This window comes from Xanthomonas sp. NCPPB 1826, assembly GCF_056725285.1.
The window spans coordinates 2538765-2556785 of sequence record NZ_CM161521.1 but is presented as its reverse complement, the minus strand read 5'-3'; the positions used below and the strand labels follow the sequence as shown (position 1 = coordinate 2556785).

The 18021-nt window shown below is 62.3% G+C and carries 13 protein-coding genes and 3 pseudogenes; 4 read left to right on the top strand and 12 right to left on the bottom strand.

All coding sequences use genetic code 11. The features are described 5' to 3' along the window. Positions 1-143: 143 nt before the first annotated feature. Genes AC1PLA_RS10980 through AC1PLA_RS10970 form a run of 3 tightly spaced genes read right to left on the bottom strand, consistent with a single transcriptional unit; the run spans position 144 to position 3667 of the window. Positions 144-1064, bottom strand: a complete 921-nt coding sequence (locus tag AC1PLA_RS10980; RefSeq protein ID WP_104574328.1) for an ATP-binding protein — start codon at positions 1062-1064, stop codon at positions 144-146. After that, positions 1054-3039 carry a hypothetical protein gene (locus AC1PLA_RS10975; protein WP_104574327.1) on the bottom strand — a complete coding sequence of 662 codons (1986 nt, stop codon included), beginning with the start codon at positions 3037-3039 and terminating at the stop codon, positions 1054-1056. The genes AC1PLA_RS10980 and AC1PLA_RS10975 overlap by 11 nt, the downstream gene beginning before the upstream one ends. Next, positions 3032-3667 carry a hypothetical protein gene (locus AC1PLA_RS10970; RefSeq protein WP_349780511.1) on the bottom strand — a complete coding sequence of 212 codons (636 nt, stop codon included), beginning with the start codon at positions 3665-3667 and terminating at the stop codon, positions 3032-3034. The genes AC1PLA_RS10975 and AC1PLA_RS10970 overlap by 8 nt, the downstream gene beginning before the upstream one ends. A 330-nt stretch (positions 3668-3997) precedes the next feature. Here AC1PLA_RS10970 and AC1PLA_RS10965 point away from each other — a divergent pair, with 330 nt between their 5' ends. After that, positions 3998-5053 carry a hypothetical protein gene (locus AC1PLA_RS10965; protein ID WP_146097961.1) on the top strand — a complete coding sequence of 352 codons (1056 nt, stop codon included), beginning with the start codon at positions 3998-4000 and terminating at the stop codon, positions 5051-5053. Here the strand turns inward: AC1PLA_RS10965 and AC1PLA_RS10960 are convergent. The 4 genes and pseudogenes from AC1PLA_RS10960 to AC1PLA_RS10945 form a co-directional block, all read right to left on the bottom strand. Continuing rightward, positions 5001-6530 carry a hypothetical protein gene (locus AC1PLA_RS10960; protein ID WP_146097960.1) on the bottom strand — a complete coding sequence of 510 codons (1530 nt, stop codon included), beginning with the start codon at positions 6528-6530 and terminating at the stop codon, positions 5001-5003. The two genes, AC1PLA_RS10965 and AC1PLA_RS10960, sit on opposite strands and share 53 nt — an antisense overlap. A gap of 567 nt (positions 6531-7097) precedes the next feature. Continuing rightward, the gene (locus tag AC1PLA_RS10955; protein WP_104595180.1) at positions 7098-7487 is read right to left on the bottom strand and encodes a DUF4124 domain-containing protein; all 390 of its coding nucleotides are present in this window, start codon (positions 7485-7487) and stop codon (positions 7098-7100) included. A gap of 256 nt (positions 7488-7743) precedes the next feature. Further along, positions 7744-7962: pseudogene (locus AC1PLA_RS10950) on the bottom strand (methyl-accepting chemotaxis protein); the annotation flags it as partial. Positions 7963-7989: 27 nt separating this feature from the next. After that, positions 7990-9134, bottom strand: a pseudogene (locus AC1PLA_RS10945) (IS3 family transposase). Between the two features lie 182 nt (positions 9135-9316). Here AC1PLA_RS10945 and AC1PLA_RS10940 point away from each other — a divergent pair. After that, positions 9317-9589, top strand: a pseudogene (locus AC1PLA_RS10940) (RDD family protein); the annotation flags it as partial. A gap of 282 nt (positions 9590-9871) precedes the next feature. Here AC1PLA_RS10940 and AC1PLA_RS10935 read toward each other — a convergent pair. The 5 genes from AC1PLA_RS10935 to AC1PLA_RS10915 all read right to left on the bottom strand — a co-directional run bounded on the left by AC1PLA_RS10935 (position 9872) and on the right by AC1PLA_RS10915 (position 15962). Beyond that, entirely contained in the window at positions 9872-10675 is an 804-nt protein-coding gene (locus AC1PLA_RS10935) for an SDR family NAD(P)-dependent oxidoreductase (RefSeq protein WP_104645748.1), read from the bottom strand. Positions 10676-10718: 43 nt separating this feature from the next. Further along, positions 10719-12248: a GMC family oxidoreductase gene (locus AC1PLA_RS10930; RefSeq protein WP_481104544.1), complete on the bottom strand. Its 1530-nt coding sequence runs from the start codon at positions 12246-12248 to the stop codon at positions 10719-10721. Further along, positions 12245-13603: an alpha/beta hydrolase gene (locus tag AC1PLA_RS10925; protein WP_481106192.1), complete on the bottom strand. Its 1359-nt coding sequence runs from the start codon at positions 13601-13603 to the stop codon at positions 12245-12247. The genes AC1PLA_RS10930 and AC1PLA_RS10925 overlap by 4 nt, the downstream gene beginning before the upstream one ends. Positions 13604-13885: 282 nt before the next feature. Continuing rightward, positions 13886-14530, bottom strand: coding sequence for a LuxR C-terminal-related transcriptional regulator (locus AC1PLA_RS10920; RefSeq protein ID WP_024939961.1), 645 nt, complete (start codon positions 14528-14530; stop codon positions 13886-13888). After that, entirely contained in the window at positions 14523-15962 is a 1440-nt protein-coding gene (locus AC1PLA_RS10915; RefSeq protein ID WP_349780506.1) for an ATP-binding protein, read from the bottom strand. The genes AC1PLA_RS10920 and AC1PLA_RS10915 overlap by 8 nt, the downstream gene beginning before the upstream one ends. 184 nt (positions 15963-16146) lie before the next feature. Between AC1PLA_RS10915 and AC1PLA_RS10910 the strand changes: the two genes are divergently transcribed. Beyond that, positions 16147-17088 carry a bestrophin family protein gene (locus AC1PLA_RS10910; RefSeq protein ID WP_226427848.1) on the top strand — a complete coding sequence of 314 codons (942 nt, stop codon included), beginning with the start codon at positions 16147-16149 and terminating at the stop codon, positions 17086-17088. Positions 17089-17102: 14 nt separating this feature from the next. Further along, on the top strand, positions 17103-18017 hold the full coding sequence (locus AC1PLA_RS10905; RefSeq protein WP_016903865.1) for a universal stress protein: 915 nt from the start codon (positions 17103-17105) through the stop codon (positions 18015-18017). Positions 18018-18021 lie beyond the last annotated feature (4 nt).

Genomic DNA, 18021 nt, shown 5'->3' with positions numbered 1-18021 from the left:
TGCGTAAGGGCCGCTCGATGAGTTTGGCAATATCATATGCGCGGCACAGGTTGAATCGACCGATCGCCGCATATGCCCCAAAAAGGGAGTTATTCTCCCAATGCTCTGAGAGATGGGCGACAAAACCCGTCGGGGCCGAGGCCCTAGATGACATCAATCTTCTGAAGCAGTTCAGATGTGATCTTCAGCTCCGCACTGTCTGCACCACGAAGGTGAATGAAGAACGATGCCAAGAACCCTGCCACACTGGACATGGCCACGACGGTCCCCACGCCAGGCAAGCGTTGCTGTTTCAGTTCGCGCCAGAACAGCGCGCTACTGCTGACAAGCCGCCCCCCGCCCTCATAGAATCGGGGCAGTAGTAGTTGCAGGTAACTCACTCCCGAACCCACAGGAAACTCAGAACCGGTGTCAATTGCCGCCAGCAGCGGTTCCAGTTCTGCTGAGTTCTGAATCCCCCTGAATTCGTTCAACGTGGACATGAAGCGCTTTTCCAGATCCGAGCGTGCGGCCTTCAACTGTTGCCGTTTCTCTTTGAGTTCGACCTGCCCGAACAAGACCACTGTGACCTTCACGCGGTCTCGCACTAGGCGATTGATGACCGACTTGAGCCAGGCAAACTCGTCACAGCTCAGCTCCTGGGCTTCATCGAAGATCAGAAAAAGGTGCCGGGACTCCCCTGATAGGGCCAGCAAGGCGCGGTGCACTTGGGTACGCTTGCCGGCCAAATCTCTGGCGATCTTGGGCGCATAGTCGATCTGGTTGAGGATTTCCGAAAGTAAGCGCCCTTCGGCCGGATTGGTATCTTCGACCACCTCAAAGATCAACACGCCGCAGCCAGGCTTTTTTCGCTTCATTTCCACCAATAGCAACTCGGCACATGAACTCTTGCCCGACAGCGGCTGGGCGAAGAAGGCAATGGATCCCCTGCCCTTGCGGCCAAGCGCCCAAACACGGGCCAGAACGTCCTTGGCAGCAAGCGTTGGCAGCACCGCTCGCTCAATGATTAGCGGATGCTCATCCCATACCTGATCACGCAAGCGTAGAATCTTCTCAATCGTCATAACGATCTCCGTTGAAGGCACCTATGTCATCCCACTGCATGTAGTTGGACGTTGTTGAGTCGCTGGCCCGATCCAGGAGGTCCGTCACTGCGACTCCGACCTGCTTAACCTGATCGGCGGTGTTGGGGACGTCATCGGGCACATCGCGGCGGGCGTTGTGATCGCCCACATGTCGCATGGCCGCCTTGGCCGGCTTGGATTTACCCTTGGCAATGGCATATTCGTCCGCCACCTTCTTCAGGAACGCGGCCACGACATCGTCGTTCCTATCGTTCTCGATGTAGCCCCCGCGAAGGAGCTGATTGATCTGGCGCCGTAGATCGATCGAGTGATCGCTCCAACGCCAGCGGCCACCCGCCTGACATGTGCCCAAGGGGCGCTGACGGCAGAAAGCATCAATGAATCGGACATTGGTTCGTGCCACATGCAGTTCTAGGTTGACCTGCTCATCCAACAGCGCCCAATCCTTCGCCATGGCCGGGTTCGTGTAGTCGACCTCCAAAAAAGAAAAATAGGGGCGACGCCCAGTGGCTTTGTTTCCCCGAATTGGTACGGTGATGATCGACTTGGACAGATCTGCCTCGCCTTCCCGAAGCGGGGGTAGAAACGGAAACTGGTACTGATCGCGTTCGGGTCCGCAAATGAGCGCATGCATGCGCTGGGCGGGGCTGGCCGCCAAGTTGGCCTTGCCCATTTTCTCGTTGAAGTTGCGCAACAGGTTTGATACTAGATCCACAATCTCGCGCTCTGACAGCACGCACGCGCGGGCGGCCTCTTCCGCCTTCTGCCGCCGAGGATCCTGTGGTCCAGCACCGGTGGTTTGAGGGAGCCGTTTAAAGCCTGCGCGTTCCAGTTCGTTGAAAACGCGTTCTACTAATTGGCGCCGGGCTGGCGTTTTTACTGGGCCAAAGTTCACCGCGCATCCGCTCAGCGACATCACACGTGAGACCAGTTCGTCAGCTAGATGGATGAGCGCGTTGTCCAGCAACAGGCAGTTGAATCCACACCAGCCGAAGCGGTCGTCCAGGTCTGCCAAGGGGCGCGTGGCCAGCTGACCGTCCTTGCGGTGGGCCCAGTCCGGTTCGCCGACTACGCCCGCGTGAAGTACGTCCATCGCATCGCCGGCGTTGGCCGCCTCGCGGAAGATCACCTTGAAGGCCATGATCCAGCCCTTGTGGCGATCGACCAGCAGCAAAAGCGTCATTCGGCCTGCATCCAAAAACCGGAAACCCTCAGGCGTCTCGATCCTGACGGTGCCGATGCAACCCATGGCATGCTCGTCCATCTCGACGATGTCCATTGGCATACAGGCCACGAGGCGAGAGACATGGCCGTTGCCGGCCTTGGCTTTGGTCGCGGCCTTGTCCCCATATTGGGTAGCCACGATCGCGTCGTAGTGCTGGATCAGAAAGGCCTTGGTGAACTCCCGTAAGGCCCCCGCCCCACGCCGACGGGAGGTAAAAGGCCAGGACTGCATGTCGGGATCCTTGGCCTCGCATAAACGCAAAAATTCCATGTGGACCGACTTGTGTCGGACGCCCGCCTCTCCGCCGGGCTTTCGTTTGGCATTGAGCAGCAAGTACGACTCCAATGCTGCGGAAATGTCGCTGTTCTGGCGTAGGAACTGCGCAAATGCCCCCGCTAGCCCTTTGCTTTGATGCGTCGGCAGGGGCTTCCGTCGCTGCCGCGGCTGGATCTCCAAATAGGGCAGCAGCCCTACCCAGCCGATCGGCATGCCTTGCCCATCAAGCGCGACACACTTGTCATAGGCGCGATAGAACACCTCTTTCCAGATCGATTGGGCCTGCAGCAGGCGTGTGATCCGTGCGCCGTGCACATAGCCGGTAATGGCCTCCTTGAGCGAGTAAAACCGTTTCTTCTCCGCCGCACCCAGGCCTTCCAGTGATGGCATGGCCCAGCTGGCGAGAACCAAACGCTCCGGAGGCGTCGTCTTCAGAGTCAGGCGGCTACCCATGGAGATGGGTCCGCAGCATAGTACCGGGACCCCATAGGCGCGTATCCACGTTGCTCTCGACCTCGCGCGAACGCAGCAGCGTGGCCACCGCGCCTGTGATCAGCGCGGTGCTTTCGGAGGTGAGCTGCTGGCACAGATCCCGAACCGCTAGCTCGCCATGTTCTTCCAGCAGATGCCGGCAGCGAATGATCAGCGGCCCCAAGGAATGCGATCGGCACCGGTTGATCGTGGGAACGATGGCCCGCCAGCTCTGGACACGCACCTTGGCTGCGTTGAGCATCGCCAGGCTGATCAATCGCCGGCCTGCCGCCGATGCCTTGTCGGCCTCAAGGGCCAGGTCGACGTCGAGCTCGGTACCCTCCAACGTGGTGACGGTAGCGAAGTGCCGCCGCCCCGGGTGCGAGTGCGCTCGCCCGTGGCGCAGGGGGGAATAGTCGACGAACGCCACATCCGGTGAACCTTCTAGGTAGAAGAAGGCCTCCAATTCGATGTCCGAACTCAGCGTTAGCGGGAGCGCCTGCGTGTCCTGCGGGGGGCTGACAAACCACAGGTTGTGGCCGCTGGCCCCTCTGGCACGCACGGAGGCCAGGTACTGGTTGCGCTTCTTTTGCGCCGGGGTCTTACCCATTAGGTTGCCCGCGCAGACCAGCGGCGGAAGGCAAGCGGGTGCGACCTTGACCCGCGTGGCGGGAAGGGGTGTATAGTGTCTTCGGCATAAACAGGTCCTCCAAACGACCTGGCCTCAAGAGTCCGACCATTGCCGTGGCGGGCTCTTTTTTGTGAATTAGTTTTTAATTCCAGTAGTGCTGGCGTACAGACTACTCGCAGGGAAGGTCGTCAGATTCAATCTCCTGCCGTGGTTTGATTTTCAATCCTCGCCCGAAGAGTCCCGATCATGGTGCTGGACTGTGCTAGCGGATTTCGTCAGATAGGCGCATGGATATGGACCCGATACCTGTTGAAGTCGTTGGAATGCGACGTCGAGTGGTTGAATCGAACTCTGCTTTTGCCCTGCGAGGGCTTCACCGGGGCGATCTATGAGGGGCTGACACCTCGGGTCTTCGAAGAGATCCACAACGCGGGCAAGAACCCCGACGGCGCCTATTGGAAAGAGATCAAGGACAAGACCAAGAAGTTCAACCTGCTCGAACGGGTATGTGAACGTGTGCCGGCGTCACGCGCTTGGTTGCTGCGCGATTTCAACCGCTACATGCAGCTTGATCCGCCCTCATTGTTGGACTCACGCGAGCAGTTGCTGGTTTACACCAACTCGCGAGGTCTTCTGCTGGTACCTGGGCGCGTCATGGCCGCCGTGAAACACCTGGATCCGGCGCTATACGCCGATCTTGAGCACCGATGCACCAGCGCGCTGATTAAAGCGGCTACCCCCAGCACACTGCTCTTTGTCATCGCCTTTCTGCATGAGGTCACCTGGCGCAGGCACCGGGGGACACAAGCGGCAAGGGAATTAGCTGACAACGCGGTTACCGCATTCTCTGCCTCAATGCACGAACGCGCCTTCGAAGACGGCCAGCGACTGGGCGAACGGCTTCGACCTTACTTGCAAGACGCCGTGGCCAATGTCTCGGTATGGGGTGACCGATCCGCGCCGTCAAAGCTCCCTCGGGCACTGGGAGACCTTTGGGTACTGCCTTTCCTGATGAGGAAAAACCAGGACATGCTCGATGCCTGCGCTTGCCTACATGCGGCCGGTGAAGCATGGTACGAACGAATCGATCATCCGTTGCCTGAGCGCTACCGGGATGGCGCCCTGGAGGTGACAACTGAGGGCTTGACCTCATATACACCCGCCCATGCGAGCATCGAAGCGGCGCTCATTGCGCTGCGATTGGAGTTGCTCAAAACACATGGGGATATCTCGCTCGAATACAATCAGTCGCTCTTGATAACGACAGGCACTAACCACGTCGCATATGAAAGGCTGCCCGGCGATTCACGGGCTAGTAGGAACACCCGTTCGCCTCGTTTATCCTCGCGTGCACAATCGGCATAGAGATCGCCGCACGCTCGCGCGACCCGTATTCACGCTCCAGATTCTTAGCCGCATGCTCCGCACGCATCTTAGCTAGTGCCGGCTCTTGCAATGCGTCATAGCTTTCCATGCAGTGAGCCGAAATTAACTGCCATCTCGCTTCTTCATTAATATTTGAAGCTTCACACACCTCGGAAAAATCGACGTCGTTTATGTCCTGCCATAGTATCGCCGGTGTGCCCTCATTTATCCTCGATGCTTGCCAACGCTCAAAGCTCGTGGGCAATTTATTTGCTAGCCAACCTGACAGTTCATCCGGATCACTTCTCAGGAAGGTCGAAATGGAACTCATCAGGCTTGCCTTCTCAAGGACGTAGGAACCGAAGGACCGCTCGGCCGTGCTATTAAGCCCCCACGCGTCCCAGAGTTCATAGGGAAGCTTCTCGTGTACGCGGTCAATGCGGCACATCTCCCACGCCACAAACCCGTTCCCTATGCAACAAAGCTTATGCGCGGTCCGAGCAGGAAACTGCCCCACTTTTTTGCGTTTGATCACCTCTCGCGAGGTTGCGATACAGGTAAGGTGATCGGAATACCGTTGAAGCAGCCAGGCACCTGCTCGCAATTGGGCAGTTCGATGGACGACAGTACGATTCTCCTCGTTGATCGAGCATGGTTCCTCGGCACGGGGGCTTTTTGAGATCCGATGGATAGATGGCTGTCCCCGATGATTGGGAGTGACTTTGATAGCGGCGAATGTTGGTACAAAAGAAAGCTCCTCGGAACGTTGTCTATTGGGCTCCAACATCGCTGTGGCAGCCTCCTTGACTCCGGGAAAATAGCCTTTCCTGCCAAACCGTCCCGTCGTCATGGAATAAATCGGTGCGCAAGTATCCATTGCCCTAAACAGCTCCTGGTGGGCGCGTGAAATCTGCCATCGGACGCGTCGGTTCGCACACACATTGGTCACATCGGCAGCTAACAGAGAGCCACCGCAGCCGTCACAGCCAAATGCTGGGCGGGACACGGCGGCGATGTAATTCATTTGCTCCCCGCAGACTGGGCAGTGCGAGATCAGTCGTCGTTGGTGGTAAGGACAGAACTCAACGAACTGCAGTTGGCAGACCGTGAAGTGCATTCCAAGGGCGATGCATTCTGTGCAAAAGCGGAGACACTCGTCTTCCCATGCCCTATCTGAGTAGTCCTTCAGCATTAGGAAATCCGACTCATTGAAGTACTCCCTTAGCCTCCCTTGCTGGATTGGCCACAGATACCTGTGCGCCTTACTGCTCCATTCATTCACCACCTCCGCGTAGTCGATCCGATCTGGCTTGCGGGGATACTGGTTTTGCTCGGTGATACGAAGATCACGCATCAGCTGAAGTGGGCCCCTTGCAGCGAACCAACCCAATTTGTTCAGAAATGCATATGTTGATTCTCCTGGCAGCAAGGCGTCGCGCACCCAAGGTATGTACGGCTCGAACTTTTCATCGCTCAAGACCCTTCTCCAAGCAAGACTTGGGGAATTGTTGATCGCTTTTCCCAAAAATTCAGCGGGTCGGGAAAGTCACAGCTTTAGCGTTCACCCCAAAGTAGTCACAGCTTTACTGGTCCCCTTGTTACAGTGATACCGAATCCAAACCCAATCCTCGCCCACCGATAAGTGATTGTTTTATATGAAGCGAGACGAAAGAAGTGTGGTCACAGGTTTACCGAGCCCGGTTCGCCCCTTGCCCGAATAGCTGTGCCCAAGATCTGCATCGGCGCGTCGTCACCAACCATGTAGAACTGACAGGCCCTTGGGCTGGCTGGCGCCTGGCCGGCCGAGACCTTGTTGCACCCAGCGGCGAACGGATCCCAGAACGCCGGCTGCGTGGATTGCTCTGGCACGCCAATGCCAGCGACATCCGGGATTCGGTCCGCAGGCGGAACGCCAAACGAAAAGCGGTTCAGCAGTCAATGGTCAAGGTCGTCGTAGTGAATCTTGGCGAATGGCGAGAACGCCACTTCGGACGCACCGCGGGATAAAGCGTTATCCGTAGGGGCTGTGCCTCTACACCCCTGGTCATTTGCAGGCGTCCTGGACGATGTTGTCCCAATAGCTGGACAGGGCAAAGTCACGGTGTACGCCAGCGGCTTCATACGCAGCAGCCCGGCCTGTCTTGGCGCGCTGGCATGCAGACCCGTTGGCCGTATCAGGAACCGTGGCGCCGCCCGAGTAGCCCCCTGAGCTATTGCGGGCTTTCAGCTGGCGATCTATGCGATATAGGCGCCACTTTTCGGCATTTGACGGCTCAGGAACGGGCGTTGCATCCCACGCTTTTTCGGCCTGACCTGATGCACAAGGCGCCGACTGATATACGACCTGACCGCGTTCGCGGCATTTGTGCACCTGCCGTGCTTGAGCAGGCACGACGATTGCCAACGCCAGAACCGCTAGAAATCTTGCTTCCATGCCCTTCCCCCCCGTGCGTCGAGGGGGATGATACCGAACGAATTAAGCTTAGAACCTACATTTTGAGGCATGCCAGTCGCAGTGCCTCTGCATCTAGCGAGGCGTGGTGTCGTCTGGACCGAACTGCAGGATGAGCCTCAAAGTGGGCTTCCGACAATGTCGCCGCCGGCCTGTCGTGGATGATCTGCACATCCACTGGCCGAGGTGTCGGGCCGCACGCAGAGACTTGGGTATCGGGTAGATCGAAGCCCGCGAGCACGTACTTGCTCACGATCTCGCCGCCCTGCGATGCCACGCCCGCCGCACCGATCGCCAGTTGGTTGGCCTGACGGGCGTGTTCGGCATTCTGGCGCACGGTGGAGGTCAGCTCTTCCATCGACGCGGCGGTTTCTTCCAGGTTGGCGGCCTGCTGCTCGGTGCGCTGCGACAGATCCTGATTGCCGGCAGCGATTTCGCTGGCGGCAGAATTGATCGACTGATACGCCCAGGGTTCCGTAGACACTCAAGACCCTCGTTGCGCGTAGCGCCATTCAAACTCTACAGGGGACAAGTCGCCAGTTGAACCGTGGCGGCGGTTGGGGTTGTAGAACATCTCGATGTAGTCGAATACCTCGGCGCGAGCGGCGTCCTTGGTGGGATAGGTCCGCCGCCTGATCCGCTCGCGTTTGAGCAGGCCGAAGAAGCTCTCCACGGGTGCGTTGTCGTGGCAGTTGCCACGCCGACTCATGCTGCACACCAAGCCATGGGACGCCAGGAAACTGCGCCAGTCATCGCTGGTGTAGACAGACCCTTGGTCCGAGTGAACCAAGCAACCAGTGTTGGGTTTGCGCCGCCACACCGCAGACAACAAGGCCTGCACGACCAACTCGGTGTCGGCCCGATCGCGCATCGCCCAGCCGACGACCTGCCTGGAAAACAGATCGATCACAACGGCCAAATACATCCAGCCTTCATGCGTGCGGATGAAGGTGAAATCACTCGCCCAGGCCGTGTCCGGCTCCGTCACGTCGAACTGTCGGTCAAGCAGGTTGGCAGCCGCCTTGCACTGCATCCCTCCATGGAAGCGCGGTTTGCGACCATAGCCCACCTGGGCACGCAGTCCCTCGGTGCGCATCAGCCGATGCACCCGATGGCGACTACAACGCTCACCTAGATCGCGCAGATCCGTGGTGATCTTGCGATGCCCATAAACACTGCCGATGGCCAGCCAGTGGTGCTTGATTAGTCCAAGCAAGCGATCATCTTCCTTGGCGCGCTCACTGTCGGGCGAGCGTAACCGGGCGTAATAACCCGCCCGGTTGACCCGCAACACCTGGCAAATCACACACACCCTGAATTCCCCGCAGTGGGCTTGCATGAAGGCGTACTTTGCCTTTACCCCTTGGCAAAGTACGCGGGGGCCTTTTTTAGGATGTCGCGCTCCTCGGTCACTCGACGCAACTCTGCCTTTAGCCGCCGAACCTCGGCGCTCTGGTCCACCTCGGCGCGCTGCACCACGCCAGGCTTGCCGAACGTGCGCAGTCAGGCGTACAGGCTGTGCGTGGTGACACCCAGCCGCTCGGCGACTTCTGCCACCTTGAACCCACGATCAGTCACTTGCCGGACCGCCTCGATCTTGAACTCATCCGTATACCGCTTGCTGCTCATAGACACCTCCTAATCAGCCATTTTCCATGGCCTTGGGATGTCTAGGAAACCCTGGGCGTATCACATACCCCCGATAAACACCCCTAATCGATAGCCACATTCCCCCAAGCTGTACTCCTTAGCCAAGCCCGTTTTTGGTCGGAGACGGGCCTTTATCTGTATCTGTTCAATCGTAGCGGCCGTCGTTGTTCGGCACGCCGAATGTCGAATCTGTGGTTGTGCAGGTCAACCTGTCCGAACGGCGCATCGACGACAAGGCGTTGGCGGAGCAAATTGCCAAGGTCGTCCTCGCCAATGACAAGAAGGCGGCCGCCATGTCGGCCATCCACGTCACGCTGGTCTATGGCTATGACCTGGGCATCGCATCGTCCTGGCGCTCGATGGGGTATCAGTTCGCGCCGAAAGCGTTGGCGGCGGCCGGTAACAGCGATGCCGCAGCGAGAAGCAGAAGGTAGCGTCTCCTACCCTGCCGAAGACAATGCCTGCGATACGGCGTGGGATGGGTATCGAGGGGAGTTGCGCGGCCCGTGCACCGCAGGCGGTTGCCAAGGCTGTGGTGAGTGCGTTGCCGCGAACGTGGGCGCCCACTCCGCTGAACGCGCTGGTTTCCTGGGCAACGCGGCTGCAGTATTCCTGCAGCCGATTACACATGCGCTTACTTATCCGCACCTGGTACCGGGTGCAGAGACAGGATGCGGAAGCTATGTGGTTCGCCGCATCTCGGAACGACGCCAGCCTCAACCCGCGATGGTAAAGACCGATCCCGAATCCACCCGGATCCCGGCGCCATTGATGAAGCTGGCTCGCTCGGAGCACAGGAAGGCAACCGCCGAGGCCACTTCTTCCGGGCGGCCGCGTCGCTTGAGCGCCATGCCGGGACGCTCTTCGTCCAGGAACGATTCGATCGCCTGCTCGAACGTGGTTCCGTTTTCGCTGGCGCGCTTTTGCATCATCTTGTCGGTCATCGGGGTTGCGATGAAGGCGGGCGACACCGTATTGACCAGCACGTTGTCCGGTCCGTAGGCCTTGGACAGGCCCTTGGCCAAGCTCAGAATTCCTGCCTTCGATGCGCAATAGGCCAGCTCGTCCACGTAGGGCTGCACGGCGTCTTCCGAGGCGAACAGCACGATCCTTCCCCATTGATTGCGGCGCATCGCGGGAATGGCCTGGCGGCACATGCGCACTGCGCCCATCAGGTTGATGTCCAGCGTTTCGAGCCAGCCGGCGTCGCTGACCTCGAGGAAGTCGCCGGTTGCGCCGGTGACGCCCGCTGCGTTGATGTAGATGTCGGGGTCGCCCAGTTGTTCGCGCACCTGTGTCCAGATGGCGGCGACGTCCTGCTCGCGGGTGACGTCGCCCTCGATGGCGATGATCTGCCCCAGGCCCGACAGCTCGGCCACTGCCTGATCGAGCGTGCCGTCCGGAAGATCGGTGATCGCCACGCGCACGCCGGCTTCGAGCAGCTGCCGCGCAGTCTCCTTGCCCATTCCGGAGTCGCCGCCACTGATGAGGGCGATCCGATTGTTGATTCCGAGATCCATGCTGAACTCCTGGTGGTAGAGAGAGGTGGTGGTAGGCGCGCCACTAGCGGGCGAGAAAACGCTCCGCCGTGCGCAGGCCAAGTGCCATCTGCGTCAGCGCGGGATTGGCTGCCAGCGCACTTGGAAAAATCGAGTTGTCGCAGATGTAGAGGTTGGCGATATCGAATGCGCGGCCGTCCGGGTCGACCACGGCCTGCTCCGGATCGGTGCCCATGCGGCAGGTACCCAATGTGTGTGCGGAGCGGGCGGCGGCGAAAATGCGTTGAGCGCCCGCCGCCTCCCAGATTGCGTGCAGCGATGCGCGTGCGTGGGCATCGATCGCGCGTTCGTTGGGCCCGTAGCTGAAGTCGATACGCGCCTTGCGCTGGCCGAAAGCATCGCACTCGTCGGACAGGCTTAGCCGGTTGGCATCTTGCGGCAGGCATTCGCCATTGATGCCGATGCCGGCCAGGCGGTTGTAGCGCGCCATGGTCGAGACGAGCTCCCTCCCCCACAGGCCTGCGCCACGTGCCAGAGTGTTGGCCAGGGTGATCGGCTGCACGCCCAGGCTCTGCACCAGATAGCCGCCGATGAAATCGGCATTGGTCGGGCGCAGCATGTCCTCGGTGATCAGCGACGAGGGGTAGCCGCGGTTCATGCGCATGTCCGAATCGAACTCCCCCCACACCTGGGTGGCCACATGCGCCATGAAATTGCGCCCGACCTGACCGCTGGAGTTGGCCAGCCCCAGGTTGAGCAGCAAGCGCGGTGTTTCCACGCCGCCTGCGCATAGGAACACGCTTGCGCACCGCTGGCGCAGTTCGCGTCCGTCCTGTTGATAGACCACCGCGCTGACCATGCCACGGGCGTCGCGCTCGATATCGATGACCCGGCAACCGGGTCGCAACTGGGCACCGTGCGCGCGCGCCAGCGGCAGCCAGGTGGTATCGACGCTCACCTTGGCGCCATTGCTGCAACCTTGATGACAGGCGCCGCAGTTGTTGCAGGCCGCGCGCATGCCGTAGTGCGGCTGCGCGTGCGCTCTGGTCACCAATGCGGCAGGGGCATCGGTGGCGGTGATGCCTAGCGTGCGGCAACCGCGCTCCATCGCGTTGGCCGAGGCATTGCGCTGCGGCGGCGCATAGGCGTAGCTGCGCTCGGGATCCCATGGATAGTGCGCCGGCCCGGACACGCCGATGAACTCCTCCACGCGGCGGATATAGGACAGCAGCTCTTCATGCGCGATCGGCCAGTCCATGCTGCGCTGCCCGGTGTGCGTCGACAGGCTCAGATCGCGCTTGTCCGGACGCGGGCAGAAGGCGCCCCAGTGCAGGGTCGAACCACCCAGACCCGAACCGGAATTGTTGGCGCCGAATGCGGTGGGCGTCTGCCCGCCGCTCAGGCGCTCCTCCATCCAGTAGATGCCGGTGGTCAACTCATCGGGCAGATGGGAGGCGGGGCTGAAGGACGCACCCGCTTCCAGCACCACCACCGACAGACCTGCCTGTGCAAGCCGTGCGGCCAGCGGGCCGCCGCCTGCACCGCTGCCTACCACCACCACATCGACTGCAGCGTCGTGGATGCCCGGGTTCATCGCAGGCCTTCGGCAGGAAGCTGCCAGGCTTCCTGCCGGTCGGCCGCGGTGTGCTGATAGCCCAGGCTGTCGATACCAACACCGCCAACCGCAAAGCCGTCGTATCCCAATGCGGCCATCGTGGCGGGAAGGCTGACCCAGGTCCGCACGGCTTCGGCGCGCACGTCCTCGAACCAGTGCGCCAGCTGCGCTGCATCCAGCCCATGTGCCGAGGAATCTCCGGCCGTCGCGCGCGACACCTCGTGCAGCCAATGGTCCTGAGTTTCCGCAGGCAGGCCAGCGAAGCCATTGCTCAGCGCGTCGAGCGTGTCGAGCCCCAGCGGCATCGCCAGCCGATCGGGTGGCAACGCGGCATGGCGCCAACCATCTCCCGCACCTTCGGCAAGCTGGACGTCGATTCGCCGTGCAATCGCGCGCGCATCGCCGGCCCCATCCAATACACGCGCGACGACTGCGCCGAGTATCTCCAGTTGGTGCTGGCTCAGCACGCCTTGCGCATTTGCGGGTGGGCCGGCATGCCGGCTGAGCAGCAGCTTGCGCATGCGCGGGGCAACCCGGTCTGCATTGAGCAGCCTGACGAAGTCATCGGGCAGGCACGTGTCCATGCTGCGCTCCACATGCGCTGCGATCAGCTGCGCCAGGTGTTGCGGTTGTTCGTAGGGGATCAGGTGCGCGGCATCGGCCACGACGGCAAGACGCGCATCGTGGTAATGCGGCGCGTTCAGCGTTGTTTGCGCGGCTTCGCCGAGGTCGCCATCCTCACTGCCGGCGAGGATCAACGCCGGCACATGCACGCAGCCGGCTTGCGCACTGCAGTCCTCACGACTGGCGTGTGAGAGCCAGGCGATCCATGCTTTTGCGCTGGTTCGCAGCACATCGTTTACAGCCGCGTTCCTCACAGGCGCAGGCAACCTCGCCGCACAGTTGTCGTCGATAAACTGCTCGGCCTCTTGCCGGGTGGGATGGCCCTTTTCGAACCACGCCAGCATGGTCTGCCGGCGTGATTCCTCCATCGGCTCGGGCGCCGGCGGCGACGCCGCGACCAGGATCACGCCGGCCAGGCCAGCAAGCCCGGCCACGCCATCGCGCGCCTGCGCCGCTGCCAGGGTGGCGATCTTTCCGCCCATGCTGTGTCCGATCACAAACCAGCAGGTCGGTTGCCGCCTGATCACCTCTTCGACAAACCAGGCAACCAGTGCGGCGGTGTCGACCGACTGCAGCGGCGGCGCGTCTCCAAAGCCGGGAATATCGAGCGCCACACAGTCGAAACGCGCCTCCAGTCGCTGGATCACCCCAGACCACTCGTTGCTGCTGGACCCAAGCGCGTGCAGGAAGAACAGCGTCGGCTTCGCCATGTAACACCTCTCTCCATCAGGCGCGCATGATGACCGGCGCTTTGTCCATGCCTCGTGCAGATGAGTCCGACATCGTGTGATGACGTGAGGCTTGGCGCTTGTCCGCGAACAACGTCTGTTGCATCCCGATCGGCATGCCTGCAAGGCGGCAGATCAGCGTCACACATGCGGCCTTGTCGCACGCCCTATCTGTCAGCGTGCCGTTGCAACTGCATCGGGCTCAGCGGATAAGCATCTGCATCTGCATCGCTCGCCCGGTGTCTTTCAAAGGAACAAGACGCCTCATACCAGGTCGCGATAATCCTGCAGGATCACCATCACCAACTGGCTGCGCGAACGCACGTCGAGCTTGTTGAACAGCTGCTGGAAGGTGGCCTTGATCGCGCTTTCCGAACTGCCGAGCTGGCGTGCGATCAACTTGTTGGACTGCCCACGCAGCAGGCCACGCAGCACTTCGCGCTCACGGTCGGTGAAACTGGGCCGGCTTTCCTGGGTGCCCTGGGCGACCAGCGATTGCAGATAACGCTGGTCGATCAGTACCCGGCCCATCGCCACCGCATGGATGCTGTCGATCAGTTCATCGGTGGAGACATCCTTGCGGCAGATACCGGACACGCCGAGCCGGATCAAGGCCAGCGCGTCGCGCTCGGGCAGCCCGGCGGTGACGACCAGCGTGGCCGGACGGCGCGCCTGCTCGGCCTGGCGCCGCATGTAATCCAGCGCGTTGTACTCGCCCATGTCGTAGTCGAGGATGACCACGTCCGGCGTCAGCGAGGCGATCTGTACGATGGCCTGCGCCAATGCGCCGGACTGCCCGACCACCTCGAAGCGGGCGTCGGCACCGAGCAGGCGCAGCAGGCCCTCGCGGAACAGTGTGTGGTCGTCCAGCAGATAGAGGCGCACCGGTGCGCGCCGCGACTCATCCATCCAGCGCCTCCGCATACGATGCGTGCGCCAGCGGCAGATGCAGCTCGAAACAGGCGCCTTCGCCGCCAGGCGCGTAACGCAGCAGACCGCCCTGGTTGGCCATCAGCGCACGCGAGATGTACAGCCCCAGCCCGGAGCCGTCGCTGTCGCTGCGGAACGGCTGGAACAGGCGGCCCGGCTCGGCAATGCCGGGCCCGGTGTCGCGCACGCTCAGCACTGCACGCTCCTGCTCCAGGCGCGCACTGACGATCAACTGGCGGCGTTGCGGTGGCAGCGCCTGCACCGCGCGCAGCGAATTGCGCGCCAGATTGAGCAACACCTGCAACAGCGCGTGGCGGTCGCCGTGCACCGAGGGGAAGTCGGCCGGGATCTGGATCACCAATTGGCCCTCAACGTCCTCCCAGTCCGAACGGATGATCACATCCAGCTCGCTGCACAGCGTCTGCAGCCGCGTTTCATGCGCGTCGTCGGGCAGCTGCCGACGCAGGTTGAAGGACGCCAGCTCCATCAATGCCGCCACCAGGCTACGCAACGCGGCCAGGTCCGGATCAGCGCCAATGGCCGGATGCCGCGCCAGGTTGGAGGTGACCACACCCGCCGCCGAACACAGGTTGCGGATCTCGTGCGACACCGCGCCGGCCAGCAGGCGATTGTTCTTCAGCACATCGTCGAAGTGCGCCGATTCGCGCGCGCGCACTTCCTCGCTGGTGTCGACCAGGATCGCGGCCAGGTGACGCTCGGCGCTGTCTTCGTAGACCGAGAACCAGGTGGTGGCCGGAAAGCGGGTGCCGTCGCTGCGGCAACCCCAGGTGCTGGCAGAGGTGCGCATGCCATCGAGATTGGCGCTCATACTCAGCGCGTCGTCCAGCAGCGGCAGGAACTCGCGCACCGCACGGCCTTCCAGCCCGCCCTCCTCGGCCATGTCCAGGATCTCGTGCGCGGCGCGGTTGGCCGCCACGATGCGGCCGTCGCCGGCCACGGTCAGCAAGGCCGCCGGGCTGCTCTCGGCAAGCAGCCGCAATTGCCGCTCCAGCCGCCGGCGCAGCCGCTGTTCGGCGCGCAGCTGCACGTAATGGGCCAGGATCACCCGGCGGGTGCGGCTGATTTCGGCCACGAGCAGCCCGCAGCCGGCATAGGCAATCGTCGCCATGAAAAAGCGCAGTGCCTGTTCGACCGGGGTTTCGTCGGTGACGAACAGGCCGCGCAGCACCGCGCAGGCGATCGCGGCGATGACGATGTCGCGCCGCGATAGCACCGTGGCCGCCAGCACCACCGGCAGGATGTACAGCAGCCCCAGCGATACGCCCAGGTGCGAGTACCACTCCGCCCACACCAGCGAGGCCAGCATCGCCAGCGACGCCCACAGCGTCGGGCCGCGATTGAGCTTGACCACCTGCCCGCGCCACTTGAATGGCAGTCTCAGTCTGTCCATTGCCTACCCATGCACCTGCGCTGCAATGCCGCTCCTCTCTTGCGATGGTTGATGCCACAGCATCGTGGCCAGGGCTGCGGATTTCACCCTATCGAAAGATAGCCCGGCCGCATCGTTCGGACGGTGCGTGCACTGTCCAACGCTGGCGCAAGGATGGCAGACACGACCGTGGAGGCTGGGTGTAATGCATCCACCCCACGTCGATGTTGCCTCTCCCATGATCACCCGCGATACGTTCCCGCTGCGACGCATCTGGCCCAAGACCTACAAGCGCCTGCTGGTGTTGCTGGCGTTCGACTGCGCTGTGGCCGTGCTCTACACCTTCTTCGGCTGGCAGTGGCTGTCGATCGAAGCCTTGCCGCTGGCCCAGCTCGGCTCGGCGCTCACCATCTTCCTGGCGTTCCGCGCCAATGCGGCCTATGGCCGCTGGTGGGAGGCGCGGCAACTCTGGGGCGCGCTGGTGAACACTTCGCGCGCCATCGCACGCCAGGCCTTGACCGCGCTGGATGTGGACCCGGCCGACCCGCGCCAGGCCGCACTGCGCGACGATATCGTGGTGCACCAGGTCGCCTTCGTGCACGCCTTGCGCTGCCATCTGCGTCGGCAGAACCCGTTTCCCGAGCTGGCCGGGCTGCTCGGCCAGGCACGCGCCGACGACCTGCGCGGCTACGCCAACATCCCCAACGCGCTAACCCTGCGGCTGGGCCAGCAACTGCAGCAGGCGCGCGACTGGGGCATGCTCGACAGCCTGCGCTGGTCGTCGCTGGACGCCAACCTCACCACGCTGGCCAACATCCAGGGCGCCTGCGAACGCATCAAGAACACCCCGCTGCCGCGGCAGTTCTCCTCGCTGCCGCGCACGCTGGTGAACATGTATTGCTGGCTGGTGCCGCTGGGCCTGATCGCCGGCATGGGCCTGGCCATGCCGATCGCCTCGGTACTGATCAGCTTCACCCTGATCGCCATCGACAGCGCCAGCAGCGCCATCGAAGACCCGTTCGAGAACACCGTGCACGACACCCCGATGACCGCGCTGTCGCGCGGCATCGAACTCACCCTGCGCGAAATGCTGGGCCAGCGCGTACCGCTGCGCGAAGTGCGCGCCATCGACGGTTTCATCTACTGACCACGGAGCCAGCCATGCAGACCACCCCCACCCACCTGATCTTTGCCACCAATTTTTCCGAGACCTGCCATGCCGCCATCCCGACCGTGGCGCAACTGGTGGACCGCCTGCGCGCACGCCTGACCATCCTGCACGTGCACGCCAAGGGCAAGCGTGCGCAGGCCCAGCAGTCGCTGGATGCGTTCTTTGCCGAGGCTTCCAATTACCCGGGCTGCGAGCGCGCACTTGCCGGCGGCCCGGCCGCCGCCGGCATCGTCTCGTTCTGCCGCAGCCGCGACGACGCGTTATTGATCATGCCGCCGTCCGAGCGCACCGGCCTGCCACGCCCGCTGCATGTCTCGCTGCGTGCGCGGGTGCTGCAGCGCGTGGCCACGCCGATGCTCACCCTGCCCTACGCCGATGCGATCCCGCGCGATGGCGCCGTCGGCGGCCACGTCGCCTGCTGGATCACCGGCCGCGAAACCAGCCTGGAATCGCTGCGCGATGCCGCTGCCCTGGCACGCCGTCGCGGCGCCGACTTGCATCTATTGCATGTCGTGCCGGAAATCAGCGAAGGCCTGCTGGTGGACAGCCTGTTCAACGACAAGCCGCTGAGCGAAGACGCGGCCGCCAGCTGGCTCGGCGACCTGGTCCAGCAACTGCCCGACGAGGACCTGCGCGTGCGCATCCACGTCGCCGTCGGCAATCCGCGGCGCGAGATCGCCGGCCTGCTCAAACGCGCCTGCGCCGACGTGCTGGTGGTCGAACACGACGCCGTCGTCCGCCGCGGCGTCTGGCGCTCCTCGCTGCAGTCGGCACTGGCAAAGACGCCGTGCGTGCTGATCTGCCTGCCGCCGCCCCATCTGCGCCGCCCGATCCTGGGCGCTGGTGGCGAGCAAGCCGATGCCGCGCGCGGCCGCAGCCTAGCCAGGCGGTTATTGCGCGTGTGAGGCA